The 23,417-nt window shown below is 45.8% G+C and carries 22 protein-coding genes; 17 read left to right on the top strand and 5 right to left on the bottom strand.

Going from position 1 to position 23,417, the window contains the following annotated elements; genetic code table 11:
• Nucleotides 1-6: 6 nt before the first annotated feature.
• Nucleotides 7-1,284 carry a PAS domain-containing sensor histidine kinase gene (locus L0660_RS14830; protein WP_233797752.1) on the top strand — a complete coding sequence of 426 codons (1,278 nt, stop codon included), beginning with the start codon at nucleotides 7-9 and terminating at the stop codon, nucleotides 1,282-1,284.
• 9 nt (nucleotides 1,285-1,293) lie between these two features.
• Here L0660_RS14830 and L0660_RS14825 read toward each other — a convergent pair whose 3' ends face one another.
• Entirely contained in the window at nucleotides 1,294-1,821 is a 528-nt protein-coding gene (locus L0660_RS14825) for a hypothetical protein (RefSeq protein ID WP_235160161.1), read from the bottom strand.
• A 30-nt stretch (nucleotides 1,822-1,851) separates the two neighbouring features.
• Nucleotides 1,852-2,376, bottom strand: coding sequence for a hypothetical protein (locus L0660_RS14820; protein ID WP_233797750.1), 525 nt, complete (start codon nucleotides 2,374-2,376; stop codon nucleotides 1,852-1,854).
• Between the two features lie 38 nt (nucleotides 2,377-2,414).
• Here L0660_RS14820 and L0660_RS14815 point away from each other — a divergent pair, with 38 nt between their 5' ends.
• The 5 genes from L0660_RS14815 (at nucleotide 2,415) to L0660_RS14795 (ending at nucleotide 7,794) form a co-directional block, all read left to right on the top strand.
• Complete coding sequence (locus L0660_RS14815) at nucleotides 2,415-3,470, top strand: acyl transferase (RefSeq protein WP_235160160.1); 1,056 nt, start codon at nucleotides 2,415-2,417, stop codon at nucleotides 3,468-3,470.
• A 238-nt stretch (nucleotides 3,471-3,708) separates the two neighbouring features.
• The gene (locus L0660_RS14810) at nucleotides 3,709-4,308 is read left to right on the top strand and encodes a gluconate 2-dehydrogenase subunit 3 family protein (RefSeq protein ID WP_233797748.1); all 600 of its coding nucleotides are present in this window, start codon (nucleotides 3,709-3,711) and stop codon (nucleotides 4,306-4,308) included.
• Between the two features lie 67 nt (nucleotides 4,309-4,375).
• On the top strand, nucleotides 4,376-6,094 hold the full coding sequence (locus tag L0660_RS14805; protein ID WP_233797747.1) for an FAD-dependent oxidoreductase: 1,719 nt from the start codon (nucleotides 4,376-4,378) through the stop codon (nucleotides 6,092-6,094).
• An 84-nt stretch (nucleotides 6,095-6,178) separates the two neighbouring features.
• Nucleotides 6,179-7,366, top strand: a complete 1,188-nt coding sequence (locus L0660_RS14800) for a DUF5009 domain-containing protein (protein WP_255711049.1) — start codon at nucleotides 6,179-6,181, stop codon at nucleotides 7,364-7,366.
• Between the two features lie 38 nt (nucleotides 7,367-7,404).
• Entirely contained in the window at nucleotides 7,405-7,794 is a 390-nt protein-coding gene (locus L0660_RS14795; RefSeq protein ID WP_235160159.1) for a VOC family protein, read from the top strand.
• A 10-nt stretch (nucleotides 7,795-7,804) separates the two neighbouring features.
• On the opposite strand, the gene L0660_RS14790 is transcribed toward L0660_RS14795, so the two are convergent.
• Nucleotides 7,805-8,287, bottom strand: coding sequence for a hypothetical protein (locus L0660_RS14790; RefSeq protein ID WP_233797745.1), 483 nt, complete (start codon nucleotides 8,285-8,287; stop codon nucleotides 7,805-7,807).
• Between the two features lie 344 nt (nucleotides 8,288-8,631).
• Here L0660_RS14790 and L0660_RS14785 point away from each other — a divergent pair, with 344 nt between their 5' ends.
• From L0660_RS14785 to L0660_RS14770, 4 genes are all read left to right on the top strand, one after another.
• A complete protein-coding gene (locus L0660_RS14785) occupies nucleotides 8,632-10,929 on the top strand; it encodes a peptidylprolyl isomerase (RefSeq protein WP_235160158.1) in 2,298 nt (765 codons plus the stop codon).
• A gap of 80 nt (nucleotides 10,930-11,009) precedes the next feature.
• On the top strand, nucleotides 11,010-12,383 hold the full coding sequence (locus tag L0660_RS14780) for a peptidylprolyl isomerase (RefSeq protein WP_233797743.1): 1,374 nt from the start codon (nucleotides 11,010-11,012) through the stop codon (nucleotides 12,381-12,383).
• Between the two features lie 51 nt (nucleotides 12,384-12,434).
• Nucleotides 12,435-13,397 (top strand): MoxR family ATPase, encoded by a 963-nt coding sequence (locus L0660_RS14775; protein WP_026629924.1) that lies wholly within the window; start codon nucleotides 12,435-12,437, stop codon nucleotides 13,395-13,397.
• Nucleotides 13,398-13,411: 14 nt separating this feature from the next.
• Nucleotides 13,412-15,004, top strand: coding sequence for an aldehyde dehydrogenase (NADP(+)) (locus L0660_RS14770; RefSeq protein ID WP_235160157.1), 1,593 nt, complete (start codon nucleotides 13,412-13,414; stop codon nucleotides 15,002-15,004).
• Here L0660_RS14770 and truA read toward each other — a convergent pair.
• On the bottom strand, nucleotides 14,997-15,734 hold the full coding sequence (truA, locus tag L0660_RS14765) for a tRNA pseudouridine(38-40) synthase TruA (protein ID WP_235160156.1): 738 nt from the start codon (nucleotides 15,732-15,734) through the stop codon (nucleotides 14,997-14,999). The genes L0660_RS14770 and truA overlap by 8 nt on opposite strands.
• A 108-nt stretch (nucleotides 15,735-15,842) precedes the next feature.
• On the opposite strand from truA, the gene L0660_RS14760 reads away from it, so the two are divergent.
• The 5 genes from L0660_RS14760 (at nucleotide 15,843) to L0660_RS14740 (ending at nucleotide 19,233) form a co-directional block, all read left to right on the top strand.
• Nucleotides 15,843-17,513 carry a glutamine--tRNA ligase/YqeY domain fusion protein gene (locus L0660_RS14760; RefSeq protein ID WP_235160155.1) on the top strand — a complete coding sequence of 557 codons (1,671 nt, stop codon included), beginning with the start codon at nucleotides 15,843-15,845 and terminating at the stop codon, nucleotides 17,511-17,513.
• Nucleotides 17,514-17,549: 36 nt separating this feature from the next.
• Entirely contained in the window at nucleotides 17,550-17,828 is a 279-nt protein-coding gene (locus L0660_RS14755; RefSeq protein ID WP_235160154.1) for a type II toxin-antitoxin system RelE/ParE family toxin, read from the top strand.
• 6 nt (nucleotides 17,829-17,834) lie between these two features.
• Nucleotides 17,835-18,149, top strand: a complete 315-nt coding sequence (locus L0660_RS14750; RefSeq protein ID WP_233797738.1) for a HigA family addiction module antitoxin — start codon at nucleotides 17,835-17,837, stop codon at nucleotides 18,147-18,149.
• Nucleotides 18,150-18,341: 192 nt separating this feature from the next.
• Entirely contained in the window at nucleotides 18,342-18,599 is a 258-nt protein-coding gene (locus L0660_RS14745) for a hypothetical protein (RefSeq protein ID WP_235160153.1), read from the top strand.
• A 109-nt stretch (nucleotides 18,600-18,708) separates the two neighbouring features.
• Nucleotides 18,709-19,233, top strand: a complete 525-nt coding sequence (locus L0660_RS14740) for a ferritin (protein ID WP_233797736.1) — start codon at nucleotides 18,709-18,711, stop codon at nucleotides 19,231-19,233.
• A 60-nt stretch (nucleotides 19,234-19,293) separates the two neighbouring features.
• On the opposite strand, the gene L0660_RS14735 is transcribed toward L0660_RS14740, so the two are convergent.
• Nucleotides 19,294-19,866 (bottom strand): GNAT family N-acetyltransferase, encoded by a 573-nt coding sequence (locus L0660_RS14735; protein WP_235160152.1) that lies wholly within the window; start codon nucleotides 19,864-19,866, stop codon nucleotides 19,294-19,296.
• Between the two features lie 184 nt (nucleotides 19,867-20,050).
• Here L0660_RS14735 and L0660_RS14730 point away from each other — a divergent pair, with 184 nt between their 5' ends.
• A complete protein-coding gene (locus tag L0660_RS14730) occupies nucleotides 20,051-22,288 on the top strand; it encodes an FUSC family membrane protein (RefSeq protein WP_233797689.1) in 2,238 nt (745 codons plus the stop codon).
• 10 nt (nucleotides 22,289-22,298) lie between these two features.
• A complete protein-coding gene (locus tag L0660_RS14725) occupies nucleotides 22,299-23,372 on the top strand; it encodes an NADH:flavin oxidoreductase/NADH oxidase (protein ID WP_235160151.1) in 1,074 nt (357 codons plus the stop codon).
• The last annotated feature ends 45 nt before the right edge of the window (nucleotides 23,373-23,417 follow it).

Genomic DNA, 23,417 nt, shown 5'->3' with positions numbered 1-23,417 from the left:
CCATGAATGATTAGCGAAACTCCAAAACAAAAGCCTCGTTTTCGACTGCATCCCGTTGCCATTCTGAACAGCCAGCGCCTGCGCCGCTCTCTGATGGACACGTATGATCAGAAAAGCTTTTATAAATACATCATTGGCATTATCCTGCTTTTGCTCAGCATCGGATCATTATTTTATACTGATAAATTGGTGGAAGAGCTTGAACAACGGGAAGAACGCGAAGTGCAGCTTTATGCGGAGGGAATGCGATATGTGTTCAACAGCCCTTTTGACGAGAACTTCAATGTGGTGTTCCAGGTGATCCAGGATGCGGTGAATTTTTACCAGATCCCGGTCATTTATGTCAACGAAAATAATCTCCCTAATCCCAACAAGAACATTGAATTCCCGAAAAATGCCGGCCCTGCCGAGCGCGAGCGCATTATTCAGGATAAGCTGGCTGAAATGAAACTGGAACATCCACCAATCCCGGTTGATTTGGGCAAGGGTCGCACGGGGAACATCTATTATAGTAATTCATTCCTGCTTACACAGCTACGTTACTACCCGTTTTTGCAGCTTTCGGTGATGCTTTTGATTGGTTATCTGGCCTATCTGGCGTTCAGTTCGGCCCGAAAAGCAGAGCAAAACCGTGTTTGGGTTGGTTTGGCTAAAGAAACTGCGCATCAGCTGGGAACGCCACTTTCGTCATTAATGGCGTGGGTGGAATATTTCCGGAGCGACCCGAGCATTGATCCGTCCATCGCAGAAGAGATAGAAAAGGATGTGATCCGGCTGGAAATGATTACTACCCGCTTTTCAAACATTGGTTCGGTGCCCACTTTGAAGGAAGAGCCTGTTACCGAGATCGTGACAAATTTTATCAGTTACCTGGAAAAACGTGTTTCTTCCAAAGTGAAATTTTCGGTCTTCAACCAGCTCGCGGATGAGCAGACGGCATTAATCAATAAAAACCTGTTTGAATGGGTCATTGAGAATGTCTGCAAAAATGCTGTGGATGCGATGGGTGGGATCGGCGAGATTAATGTGACTCTTCAAGCACCGCCTAACACCAAAGAAATCTGGATTGATATTGCAGATACAGGAAAAGGAATGAGCAAGGCTAATATGAACAAGATTTTCAATCCCGGATTCAGCACGAAGAAACGTGGCTGGGGATTGGGATTGACATTAGCCAAAAGGATTATTGAAAATTACCATTCGGGCAAGCTATTTGTCAAAAGCTCCGAAATAGGTCGGGGAACAACTTTTCGCATCCTGTTGAATGCAAATATCATTGAGTAGCGAGAGCTTTTATCTATAACCAGGAACAGTGACAATGTCCGTTTCGACCTGGTTGCTGTAATGCAATGCCCTGTCGCGTATCCGGACCTTGTATTTTTGCTCAATATCAATCGAGGAATTCCCATAGGGTCTTTTCAGCTCATAATCGAGCTTACCTTTTATAGGGCCTGTCCTACCGTCGGGTTTAAGGATAGGCATCCACATAACAGAATCACTGGACAAAATACGCTCATCCCAGGAGCCATCGGTATTTTTGGTAAGCGTCACGAGTTCATAATTACCACGCTTGCCATATACGGAATTGAAGTTTTCGTCAGAACGTTCATCCGCCGTCGCTCCCAGATCTCCGTCCTTATCTTCAAAAGTGACTGTGATCACGACATTCTCCCGCAGCTTCTTGCCTGTCACAGGATCTGTCTCCGTGGATTGATCAATGGACGCATATTCGATTCTGGGGACCGAATCGAAATCCGGCGCAGGCACGCAAGCGGTAAATGAGGCTGATATACAGAGAAATAATGCGCTGGAAACTTTCATAATCAATCTGTTGAAGGGTGTGAACAATGCTTAACGGTAACCTGGGACCTGAATGCTGTCTGTCTGGATCTGGTCGCTGACATTCAATGCCCGGTCACGGATACGCACTTTAAATCTCACGTAAACAGGAACCGTGCTGTTACCATATAGAAAACTTGTATTCAAGTCTAACTTTCCTTTGATAGGACCTGGCTTGCCGTCAGGTTTCAAGATAGGCATCCATTTGTATTGATCTTCGGCAAGAATAGACTCAGTCCATTTGCCATCCGATCCTTTTCTTGCCGTGACAAGCTCATAGTTACCCCATTTTCCGTAAGGCCTTACAAAGGAAGAATCCGAACGTTCATCCGCGGAAGCGCCCAGGTCACCGTCACCGTCTTCAAAATCGATGGTAATGATTACATTTTCGCGAACTTTCTTGTCGGCAGAATCAGTTTCTGTAAACTGATCGATACCATTATAATATATTTTGGGTGTGTTATCAAAGTCCGGGATATCCACGCAGCCTAATGCTCCTGCTGCCAAAATGATGAATAGGGAAACTTTCAATTGCATATTAGCTTTGTATTTATATTTCTACGAAAGTAACAGTATTGGAACTTCAAAACAACAAATCTCAAACCGAAAAACGGCAGGCCCTGCGTGAGCAGATCCTCGCTTTACAACCTGCTAATTTCGAGCGCCTTACACTGGAAATTTTCCGCTATCAGGCAGCATATAACCCGGTTTACAATCAGTATATCAAAAATCTGAACATTATCCCGGAGCATATAACCCGCCTGACCCAGATTCCCTTTTTGCCCGTTCAGTTTTTTAAAAACCACATTATCCAAAGCGGCGACCTGCCCGCAGCTTCCGCTATTTTTCAAAGCAGCGGAACAACCGGCCAACAAACAAGCCAGCACCATTTGTTCGACGGGACATTATACAAGGACGTCTCCGCTCGCATTTTTCGGGAAAATTTTGGTGACCTGAAACAGTTCCATATTCTGGCGCTGCTTCCATCATATCTTGAACGAAACAACTCTTCGCTGGTGTATATGATGCAACATTTTATTGCGGAAAGCGGGTCAGATTTGTCCGGTTTTTACCTTAAAAATGTGGATGAACTGCTTCAAACGCTCGCTTTTCTCGCAAACAACCCCGATGGAAAGAAGGTCCTCATGCTGGGTGTAACGTTTGCCCTGCTGGACCTGGCCGAGAGCGACCACGATCTCTCGTTTTTAGCCAAGATCAAAGAACTTACGGTAATGGATACTGGCGGCATGAAAGGACGCCGGCAGGAGCTTTTAAGAGAAGAAGTGCATGACATCCTTACGGGCAGACTTGGGGTTGACAAAATCCATTCTGAATACGGCATGACCGAAATGCTTTCGCAAGGCTATTCACACGGCGCGGGGCTGCTCGTGCCAGGATTTTCAATGCGTATTTTGCTACGTGATATCAATGATCCTTTTGCGATTTACGATCACAATATAAACAGTTCCAAAACCGGCGGCATTAACATTATCGACCTGGCCAACCTGGATAGCTGCTCATTCATAGAAACCCAGGACCTCGGCAGATTCGGTGAAAAGGAAGGCTCGTTTTATGTCATGGGCCGCTTTGATAATTCTGACATCCGGGGTTGCAATTTAATGGTAATGTAAGTCGTTCATTGTTGCGGCAACCAAAATTGACCATGCTAAGAAAGTACACATTAATGCGTTTTTAATATCACCGTACGCATTGACAGTGAGTTACATAACCTTTGTTTACATTATATAGAATTGTTCTAAGAACCCGTAAACAGAGAATATTTCATAAATTAGCAGGCTTTTTAAAATTGCATTAATCAAATGTATTATTACATTTTGGATTGTTAACCTATCATATAAAGTATATCAAATGAAAAGACGTGATGCCCTTGGTCGTGTGGCACTTTTAATGGGTGGTGCACTCTCAGCCCCCACCATGCTGGCTTTTCTTGAAAGCTGCAAAAAAGCTTCTGATACTGCTACCGGGATTACTTTTCCGTTTACCCCGGAAAGACAGGCGCTGGTTGCGGAGGTTAGTGAGATGATTATCCCAAAAACAGACACCCCGGGAGCAAAGGATGCGAAAGTCGGTGAGTTTATCGAAAAAATGATGAAGGATTGCTATTCCGAGCCTGAGCAGAAAAGCTTTAATAAAGGATTGGAAGAGCTCGAAAAGAAAGATTTCATGAAGGCAACGCCACAAGACAGAACGGCGATCCTGACCGAAATGGAAAAAGCATCGAAAGCAGATCAGGCCAAGGCGGACACGGAAAAGAAAAAGTATACAGAAGCCGGAAAAGAATATACGGACGCACCGGTCCCATTCTTCCGTTTGTTGAAGGAGCTAACCTTACTAGGTTATTTCACATCAGAACAAGGTGCAACACAAGCACTTGAATATGTGGCAGTTCCGGGTCGCTACGATGGATGCATCGATTACAAGCCGGGACAAAAAGCGTGGGCCTTGTAAGCACCGCATTTCCAGAATTTATCAGGCCGGCATCTGGCCAAGTCATTAATATCGAAAAACATTCATCATGAATTTAAACATAAAGGCAGCGAAACAAACCACTTACGACGCAATCGTGGTTGGATCGGGAATCAGCGGCGGCTGGGCAGCTAAGGAATTGACAGAAAAAGGCTTGAAAGTGGTCATGCTCGAAAGAGGCCGTGACATCAAGCACATTACCGATTACAAGACAGCAACACTTGCCCCCTGGGAATTTGAACACAGAGGCCGCGTTACCACCATTGCCAAAGAGCAATATTGGGCAGGGATCAGGACAGGTTATACAGCCAACGAAGAATGGGCGTATCTGTTTGAAAACGATAAAGAGAACCAATACGAAGAAACCCGCAAATTCGACTGGATCCGTGCCTATCACGTAGGCGGACGCTCGCTGCTGTGGGGGCGTCAAAGCTATCGCCTCAATCCAATGGATTTCGAAGCCAATGCCAAAGACGGCATCGCGGTAGACTGGCCGATCCGTTATAAAGACATTGCTCCGTGGTATGATTACGTGGAGAAATTCGCGGGGATCAGTGGTGCAAAGGATGGACTGGATGTGTTGCCGGATGGCAATTACCTGCCTCCTATGCAAATGAACTGCGTTGAAAAGCATGTAAAAGGGGAAGTAGAGAAGAAATTTGCAGGCCGCCACATCATTATGGGCCGCGCCGCGCACCTTACCCAGCCACAAGCTTTCCATACAGAACTGGGACGTGCTGCCTGTCAGTTCCGTAACATGTGTATGCGCGGTTGCCCTTACGGTGCCTATTTCAGCACACAATCGGCAACGCTTCCAGCTGCGCAGAGAACAGGTAACCTTACATTAGTGCCTGATTCTATCGTTTCAGAAGTGATTTACGATGACAAATTAGGCAAAGTAACAGGTGTTCGTGTGATCAACCAGAACACATTGGAAACCAAGGAATATTATGCGAAGATCATTTTCATGAACGCTTCGGCTATTGCTTCGGCTTCTATATTAATGAACTCGAAGTCGAAACGTTTCCCGAATGGTCTGGGAAATGAAAGTGATCAGCTGGGACGTAACATTATGGACCATCACCTGGCAGTTGGCGCGAGAGCGGATGTGGATGGTTTTGAAGACAAATATTATTTCGGAAGACGTGCAAACGGAATCTATATCCCACGTTACCGCAACTGGGGCGACGACAAGCGCGATTACATTCGTGGCTTCGGTTACCAAGGAGGCGCAAGCCGCGAAAGCTGGGGACGCGGCGTCGGAACGGACGGTTTCGGTGCTGATTTCAAGAAGTCGCTCTCAGAGCCAGGCGGATGGAATATGAACATTCAGGGTTTTGGAGAGATGATCGCGGATGAAAAAAATCGCTTCACATTGCACCCGACCAAGAAAGATAAATGGGGTCTTCCGCTTGTGGTTTTTGATGCAGCTTACGGTGAAAACGAGCGGAAAATGCGCGTTGACATGATGAATGATGCAGCGGAAATGCTGGAAGCAGCAGGTCTGAAAAACGTTACACCATACATTGACGACTCCAAACACCCTGGCATTGGTATCCACGAAATGGGCACAGCCCGGATGGGTAATGATCCGAAAACCTCTGTTTTAAATAAGAACAATCAGGTTTGGGGCGCAGAGAATGTGTACGTAACGGATGGCGCATTCATGACTTCCGCATCTTGCGTGAACCCGTCGCTTACCTACATGGCTATGACCGCACGTGCGGCCGACCATGCCGTGAAAGAGCTTAAAAAGATGAATGTTTAGTTAAGCACATTTCAATTGAAAAAACCTCGCTGGGTATATCCGGCGGGGTTTTTTCTTTTATGCTCTGACTAAACCCATCAAAATTTGAAAGAGTATATACCCGCGCCGAAACGTGTTTCCTCCATCGATGCCTATCGGGGATTTGTAATGTTCCTGATGATGGCCGAAGTACTGCGGCTGGGAAAAGTCGCGGAAGCCTTTCCGGGCAGTGCATTTTGGGCATTTCTGGATTATCATCAAAGTCATGTGGAATGGGTAGGCTGCTCCTTGCACGACATGATTCAGCCGTCTTTCTCGTTTTTGGTCGGGGTGGCACTTCCCTACTCTATCGCCAGCCGTGCAAGCCGGGAACAAAGTACGACTGTAATGTGGCTGCATACATTCAGGAGGTCGCTGACGTTGATTTTGCTTGGCATTTTCCTGCGTTCCATGCACAGTGAGCAAACCAATTTTACATTCGAAGACACATTAACCCAGATCGGCTTAGGCTATCCGATCCTGTTTGCGCTCGGCTTTACGGGCGAACGCACGCAATGGGGCGCGCTAGGCGGGATATTACTTGCATACGGACTCGCATTCGCCTTATACAGCCTGCCCGGGCCATATTTCGACTGGTCGGAAACGGGCAATGTTGCCAACTGGGAGCACAACCTTAAAGGCTTTGCCGCACATTGGAACAAGAATACAAACATTGCGTGGGCGTTTGATCGCTGGTTCCTGAATTTATTTCCACGCCCCGAAACATTTAAATTCAACGGAGGCGGATATAGCACATTGAGTTTCATTCCCACATTAGGAACCATGATCCTCGGCCTTATTGCAGGGAAATGGCTCAAATCCGCCACATCTTCCGCCTGGTTGCTCAAACGCCTCGCTATAACAGCAGCAATCCTGCTGGCGCTGGCATTGATCCTTAATTTCGCGGGCATTAACCCCATCGTGAAGCGCATATGGACGCCCGCATGGACGCTTTTCAGCGGAGGAATTTGTATGTTTTTCCTGGCTGGATTTTACTTTATTGTTGATGTAAAACAAAAGCAGCGGTTCTTCTTCCCGCTTATCGTCATAGGCACCAATTCAATTGTGGCCTACGTTATGGCTGAAACCATTGTCAGCTTTATAGACAGCTCATTCCGTATTAATGTCAGCCAAAACTATGACCTGCTCTTCGGGCCCAATTACCAGCCGTTGGTTCGCGGTGCAATTATCCTGCTGGTGGAATGGGCGATCCTGTATTGGTTATACGTGCGAAAGATATTTATCAGGATTTAAAATATGCGGTCTATATTTGAGCCCTATATTCCTGTATCATGAAACTACTCAAAGCCGTACACCACATTGCCGTCATTTGCTCGGATTACGACAAATCCAAGCACTTTTATACTGATATACTTGGTTTTGAGATTGAAAGAGAGGTGTACAGATCAGAAAGGGATTCTTATAAGCTTGATCTTTCGCTCAACGGGCAATACATTATCGAGCTATTTTCCTTCCCAAGTCCGCCTAAGCGCACGTCGCGGCCCGAGTCGACCGGCTTGCGGCACATTGCTTTTCAGGTGGATGATATTGAACCGGCGATTGCGCAGTTGCGAAAAAAGGGGATTGTTACAGAAGCTGTGAGAGTGGATGAATTTACTGGCAAAAAATTTACATTCTTTGCCGATCCTGACGACCTGCCTATTGAATTATATGAGATCTGATTCTTGTGGATCAGGCAGCAGCGGTATAACCTACCCTGCTTCTGGTTCCGACTTCCAGCTTGCATAAAGATTCGTAAAACTCAGAGATACGCACCAAGTGTTCGTCCAGCATTTGTCGTGCTTCGGAATCCTTATCAACGTAAGTACGCAGCTTTTTGTAGAGCTGCAATGTAGCTGCTTCTACCTTTTTTAGACAAGTTGCAATTTCTTCTTTTTCTTCTACGTCTTCCAGCAGTTTTAATGCTGTCCGGGCTGTGATATGATTGGTCTCGCCCAACTCTTTGTCCGTCAGAAAACACTTAAAATAATCATAAATCCATTTGATCTCCTTCTGGAATAATAAAGCACTTACATGGCCCTGGCTGAGAATGCGCCTGCAAGGGCCCATATTATCCTTCTTCAATGCTTCTAAATAAAGGAGTTCTCTGGTTTTCTGCTCGATCCACAATGCTCTGATTGCCTGAACGAAATCATTTTTTCTACTCTCTTCCATAACCAACCTTTTTTAAGAACTACTTTTGCCCGCGTCCGCTAAAAAAATTGTGCCTGAAACGCCAAAAAAGGGCATTTATAATAATTAAACCAAAGATTCATGCAGGAGTACAAATAGAGGGACTTCTACACCGGCTTCCTAAGAATGGCCATGTTGCAAACGTTTGCAGTGGGGCGATCACGCCATACTGAAAATCACAGCTACTGTGGACAACAGAGAACAAATCGCCAGCCTGTACGTTATATTTTTGATCTGTTCGGAAAGCGTCTAACTTTGCCGGCTTTACCAGCGTCGTAAGGCAGCCGTACATTGCCGGAAGCCCCTTTAAAATTCGATTTGTAGATATGCCTAAAATACAATACAACATTGCCCTGCTTGCGGTTTTAGCCGTAAGCTCCTGTAAAACAACCGCACCTCCTCAACAAGCAGCAGTAGTAACCGAAACGCCCGCCTTACTGGAAATAGGGAACGAGAAATTTTCGATTGAGGATTACCAGGATTCATATAATAAAAACAAAAATGCTTCTGATTCAACGCGTGAGTTAACCCCGGAAGAATATTTTAATTTATACAAAGACCTCAAAATAAAGGTCCTGCATGCCAAGCAAGAAGGAAAAGACACCACTCAGGACTATAAAGAAGAAATCACCTCCTACCGCGAACAGCTCGCAAAAAACCACCTGGTCGACAAATCACTTGTCGAAAAACTCTCAAATGAAGCTTATAACCGCCTGAAACAGGAAGTGAGAGCTTCCCATATCCTGATCGGTGTTTCGGAAGATGCTTCTCCGGCCGATACTTTGGAAGCCTACCGCGCGGCCATCGCATTGAGGGGACGATTGGAGGAAGGCAATGATTTCGGCGACCTGGCCGCAAAATTCTCGAAAGATCCCGTTGCATCAAAAACCAAAGGCGATCTGGGTTATTTTACCGCTTTTCAGACCTTATATCCCATAGAAACGGCAGCTTATACGTTGCCCGTCGGAAAAGTTTCGCAGCCCGTGCGTACGAAGGGAGGCTATCACCTGGTGAAAGTAACAGATCGCCGTTCGAACCGGGGGATGGTTCGGATTGCGCATATCATGGTTCAGCAGGATACGGCAGGAACTGCGGCGCAGAAAGAGTCTGCAAAAGCGCGGATCGATGAAGCCTATGCCCTGTTACAAAGCGGTGAAGATTGGGAAGCAGTCGTGGAAAGTTTTTCAGACGACAAACAATCCAGGAAAAACAGCGGGTTACTCCCCATGTTTGGCATCGGGCAAATGGTGCCTGAAATTGAAGAAGCGGCCTTTGCATTGACCAAGGTGAACGCCTATTCCAAACCTGTGCTGACCATGTATGGCTGGCACATTGTGCGACTGGCAGAAAAGCGCAGCCTGGAACCATATGCAACCATGGCGCCATCGCTGCGGAAGAAAGTGGTGACGGATTCGAGAGGAAAAGTGCTGGAACAAGCCAATGCGAAACGGCTCAGGGAAAAATACAAAGTCCAGGAATTTGCAGAACAGTGGAAAACAGTTGCTGCGTTGGGAGACAGCAGCATTACCAGCGGAAATTGGGATTATTTAAGTGCAGTATCAACAGATTGGGCTTCGGTTGCGTTATTTAAGATTGAAGAGCAATCGTACGATGCACTGGGCTTTTTGAATTATGTAAAAAGAAAGCAGCAGGTAAAACCGAAAGATGCATCGCCTGCGGTTGTGTTTAGGAAATATTACAATGACTATGTGACGGAAAGCCTGGCTGATTTTGAAAAGGAGCATTTGGAAGAAACCAATGCTGAGTTCCGGAGCCTGATCAGCGAGATTAAAGAAGGGGTGCTGCTTTCACAAGTGATGGAGGAGAATGTATGGGGACGTTCATTGACGGATTCAACGGGTCAGAAGGCTTTCTATGACCAGCATAAGGACCGCTATCAGTTCCCGGAACGTGTGCTGGCGACCATTGTGTCGGCCAAGGACACGCAAACTGTGAATGCGATTAAGAGAACATTGGCACAAAGCCCTTACAAGCTCGAACGAAGATCGAAGGAAATTTTGTTTGCAGCCAATGCCAGCGAAATTGATAATGAGCAACTTGATGCGCTGACCGACGTTTATATTGTAATGGAAAAGAATCCTGATTACATTGTAGAAATCGCAGGGTACAGGTCAGCGGACGAAAGTGAGATCACATCTGCCAACCGCATCAGGAATGTTGTTAAGTATTTGAATGGCCGGAATATCCCGATTTTACGGATCATTGAAAAAGACTATGGCTCGTTCAGGCAGACGGCCGAAGCCGACCGCAACCGGCGGGTAGGCTTCCAGTTCTACAGCCAGTCGAAAGGTGACGTGGAGAAGGTTTATAATGCAGACGCTCCCGACGCCGTTATGATCCGGGATGGATATTTTACAAAGGACAACCCTTTATTTGCCCGGTTCAAATGGCAGACAGGCGAACAAACTGTGACGGATAACAACATGGTTTTCTGGACTTCCGTACAAAAAATAGAGCCGTCACGCGGGAAGACATTTGCAGAAGCGCGTGGAAGCGTGATCAACGATTACCAGAAAGAGTTGGAAAAACAGTTGGTAAACCGGCTGGAAGCGAAATTCCCTATTAAAGTGAATGCGCAAGAATTAGAAAAAATTAAGCGTTAAGCGTATTTTAGCATTTCGTAAACCGTTTTGTAATCAAAACCATAGTAACCCGAACAGATTAAGGAGAATCAAATAACCATATGAAAATAAATAAAGTAATTGCGCCCGGTCTGATAGCAGTATTCTCACTGTTTTTCAGTCTCATCAGTTTCGGACAGGGGCAGCAGGGGATCAGCATTGATAAAATCATTGCCCGGGTTGACAATCACTACATTTTGAACTCCGAATTGGAGGAAATGTACAATCAATACAAAGCAGAAGGACGCGCCGCTCCCGAAAAATGCCAGCTTCTGGAATCACTTATTATCAACAAAATGCTTCTTGCCAAAGCCGAAATTGACTCGGTTGTGGTGGAAGACAAAGAAGTAGACGGCGAGCTGGATGCCAAAATGGGCTATATGGTGCAGCGTTTCGGATCTGAAAAGAACATTGTAGAAGCCTACGGTAAAAGCATTGAAAACTTGAAAAGCGAGCTTCGCACGCAGGTGAAGGAGCAAAAGATCGTAGAAAAAATGCAGCGGACCATTTCAGGCAATGTAAAGATTACGCCGAATGAAGTGCGCAAGTTTTTTAATTCTATTCCAAAAGACAGTCTACCTTACATTCCTTCCGAAGTCGAAATCGGCCACATTGTGAAGCTGGGAACAGTTACCCGCGAGCAGAAGGACAAGCTAAAACAACAATTGCTTGAATTGAAGCAACGCGCTGAAAAAGGTGAAGACTTCGCTACATTGGCGCAGATCTATTCAGAAGACCTTGGTTCAGCAAAAAATGGCGGTGACCTGAACTTTGCCAAACGTGGTGCAATGGTTCCCGAGTTTGAAGGAGCTGCATTATCATTGAAACCAGGTGAAATGTCGGATATCGTTGAGTCGCAATTTGGTTTTCACTTGATCAAGCTCATCGAAACGCGCGGTGCTGAATATCACGCCAGACACATCCTGCTTCGTCCTGATTATAACAAAGGAACAGATATGACTTCTGCGGTCCGCGCCCTGGATAGTCTTAGAAATCTGATTGAAATCGATACATTGAAATTCGCGAAAGCGGCTTTGGACAACTCGGAAGATAAAGAAACAGCCGAATCGGGGGGTTTGATCATGGATAGAAATACAGGTTTAGCTCGTCTTACACTGGATGCTTCTATGGACCCGGCACTATATTTTGCTATCGACACCATGAAAGTAGGCGAATTGAGCAAACCGGTTGCCTATCGTACCGAAGATGGAAGAAGCGCCATGCGCATCATCTGGTACAAGAGCAAATCGGAGCCGCATACGGCCAATCTTCGTGATGATTATGAGAAACTCGCTCAGATCGTGTTGAGTAACAAACGGAACAATGCATTGGAAGAATGGTTTAAAAAAGCGCAGGGCGACGTTTTCATCAGCATCGAGCCTGAATATAAAGATTGTAAAGTGCTCGGATTAGAGGCTTTGGCAAACGATATTTAGCTTTCAGGACAGGATTGCGGTTAAGGAATTGAAAATTTAATCTGACACATTGTGAAGTATTCATCGGACGTTGAAGCTGCCGAAGCTATGAAAGTAGCTTATGATAAAATCCGGAGTGAGATTGGAAATGTAATAATCGGGCAAGATGAGGTTGTTAAAGGACTACTGACCGCGATTTTCTGCCAGGGCCATTGCCTTTTGGTGGGTGTGCCCGGACTAGCCAAAACGCTTCTCATCCAGACGATTGCTTCTTCGCTAGACCTCAATTTCAACCGGATCCAGTTTACGCCTGACTTAATGCCGTCAGACATTCTGGGGTCTGAAACATTGGATCAGAACCGTAATTTCAAATTTATTAAGGGGCCTGTTTTTGCCAACATTATCCTGGCCGATGAGATCAACAGGACGCCGCCCAAAACGCAATCTGCACTATTGGAAGCGATGCAAGAATATTCTGTTACAATCGCCGGAGCAAAGCACGCGCTGGAACGTCCTTTCTTCGTACTCGCTACTCAAAATCCTATTGAGCAGGAAGGAACTTATCCCCTGCCAGAAGCCCAGCTCGACCGCTTTATGTTCATGATCCAGCTGGATTATCCTTCCTATGCAGAGGAAGTAAACATTGTTAAAAACACCACCAACGACGTTCGTTACCAGGTAAAAAAAGTCGTGACTTCCGAGGAGATCATGGATTTCCAGCATTTGGTAAGACGCGTTCCGGTAACCGATCACGTCATTGAATATGCGGTGAAACTGGTCCACAAAACCAGGCCCGCTGCCGGCCTTGCCGTAAAAGACACCAACGATTACCTCGACTGGGGCGCTGGTCCCCGTGCCTCACAGGCGCTGATCCTGGCAGCCAAATGCAACGCATTGCTTTCAGGTAAATATTCTCCCGACATTGAGGACGTAAAAGCAGTTGCATTGCCCGTACTACGGCACAGAATCATCCGGAATTTCAAAGCCGAAGCCGAAGGAATTTCAGTAGATGACATCATTGCACGTCTCGTCTGACACAATCTTAACTTATGGAAATCAAAGGTAAAAACTACATTGGCTATTCACTTTCTGGCCAGGGCGACCGCACATTTCAATCCTATGTGCCAGCCAAAGATTCATTTCTCCCTGAAAATTTCCATACGGCGACGATTGAAGAAGTAGAAAACACCATGGCGCTTGCCAGCAAGGCATTTAGTGAATACGCAAAAATTCCTGCCGCAAAAAGAGCTGATTTTCTGATTGCCATTACCGAAGAGATCCTGGCGATTGGCGACGTCTTACTTGAAAGAGCAAATCTGGAAACAGGCCTACCTATGGCCCGCCTGCAAGGTGAACGCGCCCGCACGATCAATCAACTGACTCAATTTGCGGAATTGCTTCGCGAGGGCTCATGGGTGGATGCATCCATCGACACAGCCCTACCCGACCGCACGCCCGTTCCCAAGCCCGACATCCGGAAAATGCTCGTCCCGATCGGTCCGGTCATCGTTTTTGGTTCCAGTAACTTCCCTTTCGCGTATTCCGTAGCAGGTGTAGACACAGGCCCGGCTTTGGCAGCCGGAAACCCGGTCATTGTAAAAGCCCACGCAGCACATCCCGGCGTAAGCGATCTGACGGCGCAGGCCATTGTAAAAGCTGCGCAAAGGACAGGAATGCCTGATGGCGTTTTTTCCATGCTATATGACGATGGTTTTGAAGTGGGGACAGCATTGGTTAAGCATCCTGCCAGTAAGGCTGTTGGTTTTACAGGTTCTATGAAAGGTGGAATGGCGCTGTTTAAAATGGCGCAGGAGCGCGAGGAACCCATTGCCGTCTTTGCTGAAATGGGCAGCGTTAACCCCATCGTTGTTCTTCCTGACTATCTGGAACACAATGCATTGGAATTTGGGAAAACGCTTGCAGGTTCGGTAAGCCTGGGCGCCGGACAATTCTGTACCAATCCCGGACTTGTGTTTGTTACTAAAACGCAGGGCCTGATTGCATTTGCGGACTCTTATAAAAATGAAATCCTGAAAACCACATCTGCCACAATGCTTACGGCGGGCATTTGTAAAAATTATTACAAGCTCCGCGATCATGCGTTTGAACAGGAAGATGTTTCCAGACTCGCCGTTTCAGAGCAAATGTCTGAGGGAGAAAATCAGGCGCAGGCATCCATAGCAACAGTTTCCGGGCAAAGCTTTATTGCCAATCCAAAATTACATGAAGAAGTTTTCGGACCATTTTCGCTGCTTGTCATTTGTGAGGATACGGGTGAAATGCTTGAAGCGATTTCACATTTAAAAGGACAGCTTACCTGCTCGCTGATGGCAGAAGAGCATGAGGTCCACGCGCACCAGGCTATTGTAGACAAGCTCGCACAAATATCCGGCCGATTTATCCTGAATGGCGTTCCTACCGGCGTGGAGGTTTGCCCTTCTATGCATCATGGAGGGCCTTTTCCGGCAACTGCGGATGCAAAATTCACTTCTGTTGGCAGACATTCGATCCTACGTTTTGTCCGTCCGCAATCATTTCAGGGCTGGCCCGACGCACTGCTGCCGGATGAGTTGAAGAACAGCAATCCGCTGGGCATTTTCAGGCTGGTTAACAATCAGTTCAGCCAGGAGGCCATTAAATAAAATCATAGCCCACTTCAACCAGAAAAAGACCTTCCGCAGGTGCCTGGGCGCCTGCTGCTTTTCTGTTTTTTGCCAGGATAACCTGTTCGAATTCAGCAACGCTCCGCTTACCTTTTCCTACTTCCAGCAGCGTCCCTACCAGCGCCCTAACCATTCCGCGCAGGAAACGGTTTGCACGGATATGAAAAACGAGCATATCTCCCGCTTCAATCCAAATTGCCTCCTTAATCGTGCATCTGAAATTATTCACTTGTGTGTGGATCTTGCTAAAACTCTCGAAATCATTGTATTGCAACAGCAGCGCTGCCGCTTCGTTCATTTGCTCAATGTCAAGATCCGCTTTTAATTGAAAAGCCAGATCAGTTAGAAAAGGATTTTTGCGTTTCGTGATGCGGTATTCATATTTGCGGTGCGTGGCTGCAAAACGGGAGTTAATGTCATTCCCAACCGGAATGATGCGCTTTACAGCAATGTCCCTGGGAATAAGCCCATTAAGCTTGTAAATCAGCAGCTCAAAATCGGCTATCTCATTTTCTAAATCAAAATGCGCAAATTGTTGTTCTGCATGTACGCCGGTGTCTGTCCTGCTGCTGCCTGTGATTTCAATGGGTAACCTCAGGACTTTCGCGAGTGCTTCTTCCAGCACCTGCTGGACGCCTAATGCATTGTTTTGTTTTTGCCAGCCATTATAGGCCGTTCCTTTATAGCTGAATTCGAGAAAATAGCGCATTTTGCAAAAGTAACGGAAACAGCCCGGATTTGCGATTTGCCGCGGTTCGTTGCTGATAATGTTCGGAAGAAGGTTAACTTTGAAAATCGAAAAATATTTCCAGTTAGTATGATTACGGAAGAGAAAAAAGAAGAGAAAAGCCTGAATTTTATAGAGGAAATTGTGGAGGCGGATTTGCAGGCAGGAAAATACACCCAGATCATCACCCGATTTCCACCCGAACCAAACGGCTATTTACATATCGGCCATGCATCCAGCATTTGCCTGAATTTTGGTTTGACCAAAAAATTCCCTGGCTATACAAACCTTCGTTTCGACGACACCAACCCGGTTACGGAAGATACGGAATATGTGGAAAGCATTAAAAACGATATCCGGTGGATGGGTTTTGAATGGGAAAACGAACTTTACGCTTCCGATTATTTCGATACATTATACGAATATGCCGTTGAGCTGATCAACAAAGGGCTGGCCTATGTGGACGATTCAACTTCCGAGGAGATAGCGCTGCTTAAAGGCACTCCGACGGAACCCGGGAAAGACAGCATTTACAGGAGCCGTTCGGTTGAAGAAAACCTTGCGCTTTTTGAACAAATGAAAAATGGTAGTTTTCCTGACGGAAGCCGCACATTACGCGCCAAAATTGACATGGCGCACATCAATATGCTCATGCGTGACCCGATCCTTTACCGGATCAAACACGCCCATCACCATCGCACTGGCAATAAATGGTGCATCTACCCCATGTACGACTTTGCGCATGGTCAAAGCGATTCAATTGAAACGGTTACACATTCTATATGCACATTAGAATTTGTGCCGCATCGCGAATTGTATGACTGGATCATTGAAAAGCTCGGCATCTATCCATCGCATCAATACGAATTTGCACGCCGCAACCTGAATTATACTGTGACCAGCAAACGGAAGTTGCTGCAACTGGTTCAGGAAAAGCATGTAAACGGCTGGGATGATCCTAGAATGCCGACCATCAGCGGCTTGCGCAGGAGAGGTTACACGCCGGAAAGCATCAGAGATTTCTGTGAGCGGATCGGTGTAGCGCGACGCGAAAACATGATCGATGTAGGTTTGCTTGAATTTTGTGTTCGCGAAGATTTGAACAAAAAAGCGCTTCGCCGAATGGTGGTTTTGGATCCTTTGAAAGTGATCATTACCAACTTCCCCGAAGGCGTTACCGAGATGTGCCACAGTGAAAACAATCCGGAGGACGTAGCAACAGGGAACCGCGAAGTTCCTTTTTCAAGGGAGATTTATATTGAGAAAGAGGACTTTATGGAAACGCCATCCAAGAAATATTTCCGTTTGGCGCCTGGAAAAATGGTCCGACTGAAAAGTGCATACATCATTCAATGTGATGATTTTGTAAAAGATGAAAATGGCGAAATCACAGAAGTGCATTGCTCATACATTGAAAACAGCAAGAGCGGGCATGATACGACCGGCATCAATGTAAAAGGAACATTGCACTGGGTTTCCGTTCCGCACGCACAGGAAGTTGAAGTTCGCCTTTACGACCGTCTTTTCTCCGTTGAAGATCCATCTTCGGAAGAGGGTGATTTCAAAGATTACATCAATCCCAATTCACTGGAAATCATCACCGGCTATGCCGAACCGGCACTTAATGAAGCCAAAGAAGGCGAATCATTCCAATTCCTAAGAAAAGGTTACTTCGCCAAAGACCCCGACAGCACCGCCAAAAAACTCGTTTTCAACAGAACAGTAACATTAAGAGACAACTGGGCCAAAGCTGGGAATTAGCATTGCCGTTTTTCTTAATTACACACACTAATATAAATGATTGTCACCTTTAAGCATAAAGGGTTGTTGGCATATTACCGGGATGGCGACGCCTCCGGATTGCCGTCAGTATATGTGCGAAAAATTAACCGGATCCTGGACCAGCTCGACGCGGTCACTTGCAATGACGATGTTGCTCAACTCGGATCCGGTATACATAGGCTCACTGGAAAACTTAGCGAATTCTGGTCAATCAAGGTTTCGCCGAATTACAGGATTATATTCCGGTTTGAAAAGGGAGACATTTTTGATGTTGATTATTTAGATTATCATTAAATGATCATGGTAAAAAGAAATCTTGCTCCGGTTCATCCCGGAGAAATTTTACGAGAAGAATACATAGTAGAACGAGGCTTGACCATCACGGAAGTGGCTCATGGGCTGGGCATAACACGCCAAACTCTTTCTGCTGTGGTAAACGAAAAATCCGCCATAACTCCGGAACTCGCTGTTAAGCTTTCGGAAGCTTTCGGTAACACTGCACAATTTTGGATTAATCTTCAAAAAAATTACGAGATATGGCACGCGGAGAAAAAAGTGGACCGCACCATTATCAGGCACTTTGGCAAAGATCACAATATGCAGACGGCCTCATAACATCTTCCATGTAATTAGATTGCTTACAAATAAACTTGCTTGACATTTAGTTTGCGGTTATATTTGTGCAACAATTTCCACGATTCAAATAGATTGCTGTCAGTGAATACCCCAAATGAATTGTTTAGTACTGCGAAAGGATCTAGCTTACAGTGCGATTTAACTTCTAAGATCATTCTTCATTTTGGTGAAATGCAGGCTTCGTTCAGGATTCAGGACTTTCTGAGTTTCCGTCGCTTCATTAACAATATCGACATTCACAGCAAGATTTTTGACCTGTCAGATGAGTCTGACTATGAGTTTGTTGAAGCGCCTCAGCTTAACATTTACCAAAAGCTTACTCTTTGCGAGCTGATCCAATTGAGAGAACTTGTAAACGGCACCCACTTCGCAATCGAACTCAATTCCCTTCTGCACCAACTTCTGTTTAGTGAGCCGGAATTAGTCTAAATAGCTCATTTCGATCATATTAGACCAATTCCAAATTTCGGGTTTCGTTTGCAATGCTGAACTTTCGCATGATATTTGTACTTGTTAATACAAATAAAAGAAAGTAACCATGAGAGATTTATTAAGACAACGGACATCCCTGAAAGAGGAAATAGAAATACTTTTGAACAATCAGGTAAAGATGGAAGCGGAAGCTTCTGCAAAATATCTGGCCATGGCTTCATGGTGTGACCGTAACGGATTCAAAAACAGCGCTAAATATTTCCTTAAGCAGTCTGACGAAGAGCGCGGACATATGCTTAAAATATTCAATTACATCATGACTGTGGGCGGAACCGCCGTTTCACCGGAAGTAGCAGCAGTAAAACAGGAGTTTGCAACATTTAGAAGCGTGTTCGAAGCAGCATTGCAAAGCGAGATTGCAGTAACGCAATCTATCAACCGCATTGTTACGCAGAGCCGCAGAGAAGAAGATTATGGCACGGAAAGCTTCCTGCAATGGTTTGTAAATGAGCAAATTGAGGAAGAAGACAATGCACGTCGCGCCATCGAATTGTTTGACGTGATCGGCGAAGAAGGAACTGGTCAGTACTTCATTGACAAAGCAATCCTGAAAATCGGCTCTGAGAACTAAGCCAAGTTTAGATATTTATATAAAGTAAAATAGCTGCCCCGCAAGGTGCAGCTATTTTTTTTATGCCGTTTTGTTAAGCAGCGAGTAAATCTCAGTATCGAGGAATTTACCATTCTCATAAAAGCTTTCCTTAAAATAAGCCTCTCTTTCAAAACCGTGTTTCAGCAAAATCTTTCTTGAAGCCTGATTATCAGGGCTAATTTTAGCTTCAATGCTATGAAACTGCATGTTTTTAAAACCGTAGTCAATAATCCGCCTGACAGCCTCGCTCATTAGCCCTTTTAACCAATGTTCCGGATGGATCATATAACCAATCTCAGCGCGGTGATTATACAGGTCCATTTTGTGAAAGCCTATGGTGCCTATCAGGCCAGTGTTTTCTTGCAGGCCTTCCACACGCTTCATTGAAATGCCCCAGGTAATGCCAATCTTATCCCGCAGATTTCTGGAATAAGCATCAATCAGATCCTTTGCATCGCTTTCCGATTGCATCAAGGGCTTTCCAATGTACTGCATGGCAAGCGGATTGCTTCGCAATCTGAACATATCCGCCACATGCTTTTCTGACATTGCGTGCAGGAGCAAACGGTCTGTCTGCAATGTTGGAAAGGTGTCAAAGTTTACAAATAGCATTGTGTTCTGATTCCGTTGAAAGCTGTTTCCGGAAGCAATCCGGTCCTGGATTTACCAAAAATACAAAAACAACGCAATATCCGTGACGGCTATCCCGATACAAATAATCCTGATATTTGGAACGCGTTTTGTTGCTTGTGGATTATTAATAAGTAGTATTGCACAGCTACCGATTGCCGTTTTCATGAATTACCTCGACGAATTCAAAAAGTTTATTTCAAGTCATTACCTTTCCACGGGCGTAAGATTAACCTTGGGTGCGGTTGTCCCGAGCCTTATTTTTCAACATTTCGGCATATTGGGCGAGATGATCGCATTCCCGCTGGGCACATTGCTGATTGGATCAACGGACAATCCCGGCCCTCACACCAGAAGGCGCAACTCACTGCTCATTGCCATTGCGACGTGTTTTTTGGTTGCATGCATTACCGGCTTTCTCCGGCACATTCACTTTATCATATTTCTCGAAATCGTTGTTTTCGGGATGTTCTTTTCGCTGGTCGGTGTTTATGGAAACCGGGTGAATAGTATCGGCCTTATTGCCTTGCTTGTTTTTGTTTTCAACATTGATGATCATTTGAGCGGCGATATGGTTCTGCGCACCGCCGCCATATTTGCGGCTGGCGGGATCTGGTATTTTGTCCTGTTTATGATCTTACAGAAATTGCTTCCCTATAAGCTGATCCAGCAGCTTTTGGGAGAAAATTTCGTGGAATTAGGCAAGCTGCTCTGGATCAAAGCAGGGTATTATTTTGCAAATCCCGACTATGACGACCTCTTTAACCGGATGATCCACCAGCAGGTTACGCTCCGTGAAAACCACGAAAACCTGCGCGAGATACTTTTTAAAACAAGGGAAATTGTTACAGAATCGACGAATAAAAGCCGGATCCTGATGCTGATGTTCCTGGATAGCATCGACTTATTCGAAAGAATCCTGAACTCGCAGCAAAATTACGCGAACCTCCATCGGGCATTTGATCACACCCAGGTTTTAAGGCTTTTCGGCACCTATATTACCTGGTTATCAGCTGAGATCCAACAAATTGGCCTTGCAATCCAGAGTGGATCACCCTCCCACCCGAAGCGCGACCTGGACGAAGCATTTAATAAATGTCAGCGGGCTTTTGAAAATATGCGTGAGCATAAAATGACGCACGATAACATGGAGGATTTCATGATGCTGCGCCAGATTCTCAATAGTTTGCAGGACGTTACAGAACGTGTGAAAAAGCTGCACCGGGCGACCACGTATGATGCAGAGGTGGGTAAAGGTTATAAATTAAATGTTGAAGCCGAGAATTTTATTCCGAAGCAAGAATACCATCCCCGCATCCTGCTGGACAATCTTTCGTTGAAATCCAGCCATTTCAGACATGCATTAAGGATTACGCTAGGGCTTCTGATCGGCTACATCATCTCTCTTTTTCTGACGGTAGGTCATGGTTACTGGATTCTCCTGACGATTGTTGTGATCCTTAAACCGGCTTTCAGCATTACAAAACAGCGGAACGTACACCGGATCGGGGGAACGCTTGTGGGCGTTTTCACGGGTTTCATGCTGTTGTATCTGATCCAGGACGGGACTGCATTGTTTATCATTATGATGCTGGCAATGATCATGGCTTACAGCTTTTTGAAGATCAACTACTTCATTGCTTCCACAACCATTACATTATATGTCATCCTTTCTTTCAATTTCCTGAACCCGCAGCAGATTACGGCGGTTTTACATGACAGGGTTATTGATACGATCATCGGATCCATTATCGCTTATCTGATTTCGTCTTACGTGCTGCCGGTTTGGGAGCATACGCAGATCAACCAGTATATCCGCGATGCACTGGATGCAAACCGTAAGTATTTTGACGTTGTAGCAGCGAAATTCACGGGGAAAGACCTGGATATCAACGAATTAAAGGTGCTCCGGAAGGATGCGATCATTGCGATGGCGAATTTGTCGGATAACTTTCAAAAAATGCTGTCAGAGCCGAAACGGCAGCAGTTGAACATGGAAGAATATCACCAGTTCGTTGCCACAAGCCATATGTTGACGTCCTACATTGCATCGCTCTCGACCTATGCGCAAACGCTGGAATATTCGGAATTTTCGGTTGAATTTGAAGTCATGATCAGGCAGATCGACCGGCAGATTAAAGCTGCTACGGACATTATTGAAGGAAAGCTTGAAAACACTTTTGAAATAGCCCGCGAATCATTGCCCCAAAACCAAAAGCTCGTAGCGCTTCTGGCGAAAAGAAAGAAGGAAATCAAAGAAATGGGAATTGAAAAGGCAGACCAGTCGCCAGCCCGGAAAATGTTGTCGGATTTAAAAACGATCAACGGACTGTTTGAGCTGATCAGTACGATTACCATTGATGAGATTAAAATCCTTCAAAAAATTAAAACATTAAAAACCTAACATTCAACGCATGTCATCCCTATTATTCACTCCGCTTACCATTAAAAGTGTCACATTAAAAAACCGTATCGTTGTTTCTCCCATGTGCCAATATTCGTCTGTGGACGGATTCGCCAATGACTGGCATCTGGTGCATCTGGGAAGCCGCGCCGTGGGCGGAGCATCCTTACTGATTGCCGAGGCCACATCCGTTTCTCCGGAAGGCAGGATTTCACCCGAAGATCTGGGTATCTGGAAAGATGAACACATTGAGAAGCTAAAACAGATCACCACTTTCATCGAAGGGCAGGGAGCAGTTCCGGGCGTGCAGCTTGCCCATGCTGGCCGGAAAGCCAGCACCTATCCGGCATGGAAAGGTCGTGGCCAGGTGCCCGAAAATGAAGGGGGCTGGCAACCATTGAGCGCGTCGGACATTCCTTTTCATCATTCAGAAAAGGCGCCGCTTGCCTTGGATGCGGATGGCATTCAAAAAGTGATTTTAGATTTTGGTAAAGCAGCCAAACGGGCTTTGGACGCAGGTTTCAAGGTTATAGAGCTTCATGCAGCGCACGGTTACCTGATCCACCAATTTTTCTCACCGCTTAGCAATGTACGTACTGATGCGTATGGCGGCAGTTTTGAAAACCGCGTACGCATTCTGATCGAGATCATTGACGAAGTTCAGAAAGTCTGGCCGGCAGAGCTGCCTTTATTTGTGCGCATTTCGGCCACGGATTGGGCAGAAAATGGTTGGGACGAAGATCAATCGGTTCAATTGGTGAAAATATTGCAAACAAAAGGTGTGGACCTGATCGACGTGTCAAGCGGCGGACTGGCTTCTCACCAGAAAATCACAGTTGGCCCATCTTATCAGGTGCCTTTCTCCGCAAAAATCAAGAAAGAGACCGGTGCCCTGACAGGTGCAGTCGGATTGATTACTGAGGCAAAACAGTCGGAAGAAATTTTACAAAATGGCGAAGCCGACCTGATCATTATGGCAAGGGAGCTGCTGCGTGATCCTTATTTTCCATTGCACGCGGCACACGAACTTGGCGAAGACATTACCTGGCCTATTCAATACGACCGGGCAAAGCCAACTCTTTAATCAGGAAGACTTCGACAATGTCCTTGAAGTGATGCGGGTGAGTTG

It is taken from the genome of Dyadobacter sp. CY351 (assembly GCF_021502625.1).
GTDB classification, from domain to species: Bacteria; Bacteroidota; Bacteroidia; order Cytophagales; family Spirosomataceae; genus Dyadobacter; species Dyadobacter chenhuakuii.
Note: the sequence above shows the minus strand (reverse complement) of the source record. Positions and strands in the feature narration are given on the sequence as shown.

Excerpts from the sequence above, each read along its gene's own strand:
- L0660_RS14785 (WP_235160158.1), top strand. The coding sequence starts at position 8,632 with ATGCCTAAAATACAATACAACATTGCCCTGCTTGCGGTTTTAGCCGTA.
- L0660_RS14830 (WP_233797752.1), top strand. The coding sequence starts at position 7 with ATGATTAGCGAAACTCCAAAACAAAAGCCTCGTTTTCGACTGCATCCC.
- L0660_RS14810 (WP_233797748.1), top strand. The coding sequence starts at position 3,709 with ATGAAAAGACGTGATGCCCTTGGTCGTGTGGCACTTTTAATGGGTGGT.
- L0660_RS14745 (WP_235160153.1), top strand. The coding sequence starts at position 18,342 with ATGCAGGCTTCGTTCAGGATTCAGGACTTTCTGAGTTTCCGTCGCTTC.
- L0660_RS14795 (WP_235160159.1), top strand. The coding sequence starts at position 7,405 with ATGAAACTACTCAAAGCCGTACACCACATTGCCGTCATTTGCTCGGAT.
- L0660_RS14725 (WP_235160151.1), top strand. The coding sequence starts at position 22,299 with ATGTCATCCCTATTATTCACTCCGCTTACCATTAAAAGTGTCACATTA.
- L0660_RS14825 (WP_235160161.1), bottom strand. The coding sequence starts at position 1,821 with ATGAAAGTTTCCAGCGCATTATTTCTCTGTATATCAGCCTCATTTACC.
- L0660_RS14820 (WP_233797750.1), bottom strand. The coding sequence starts at position 2,376 with ATGCAATTGAAAGTTTCCCTATTCATCATTTTGGCAGCAGGAGCATTA.
- L0660_RS14770 (WP_235160157.1), top strand. The coding sequence starts at position 13,412 with ATGGAAATCAAAGGTAAAAACTACATTGGCTATTCACTTTCTGGCCAG.
- L0660_RS14730 (WP_233797689.1), top strand. The coding sequence starts at position 20,051 with ATGAATTACCTCGACGAATTCAAAAAGTTTATTTCAAGTCATTACCTT.
- L0660_RS14780 (WP_233797743.1), top strand. The coding sequence starts at position 11,010 with ATGAAAATAAATAAAGTAATTGCGCCCGGTCTGATAGCAGTATTCTCA.
- L0660_RS14760 (WP_235160155.1), top strand. The coding sequence starts at position 15,843 with ATGATTACGGAAGAGAAAAAAGAAGAGAAAAGCCTGAATTTTATAGAG.
- L0660_RS14740 (WP_233797736.1), top strand. The coding sequence starts at position 18,709 with ATGAGAGATTTATTAAGACAACGGACATCCCTGAAAGAGGAAATAGAA.
- L0660_RS14805 (WP_233797747.1), top strand. The coding sequence starts at position 4,376 with ATGAATTTAAACATAAAGGCAGCGAAACAAACCACTTACGACGCAATC.
- L0660_RS14755 (WP_235160154.1), top strand. The coding sequence starts at position 17,550 with ATGATTGTCACCTTTAAGCATAAAGGGTTGTTGGCATATTACCGGGAT.
- L0660_RS14750 (WP_233797738.1), top strand. The coding sequence starts at position 17,835 with ATGGTAAAAAGAAATCTTGCTCCGGTTCATCCCGGAGAAATTTTACGA.
- L0660_RS14735 (WP_235160152.1), bottom strand. The coding sequence starts at position 19,866 with ATGCTATTTGTAAACTTTGACACCTTTCCAACATTGCAGACAGACCGT.
- truA (WP_235160156.1), bottom strand. The coding sequence starts at position 15,734 with ATGCGCTATTTTCTCGAATTCAGCTATAAAGGAACGGCCTATAATGGC.
- L0660_RS14790 (WP_233797745.1), bottom strand. The coding sequence starts at position 8,287 with ATGGAAGAGAGTAGAAAAAATGATTTCGTTCAGGCAATCAGAGCATTG.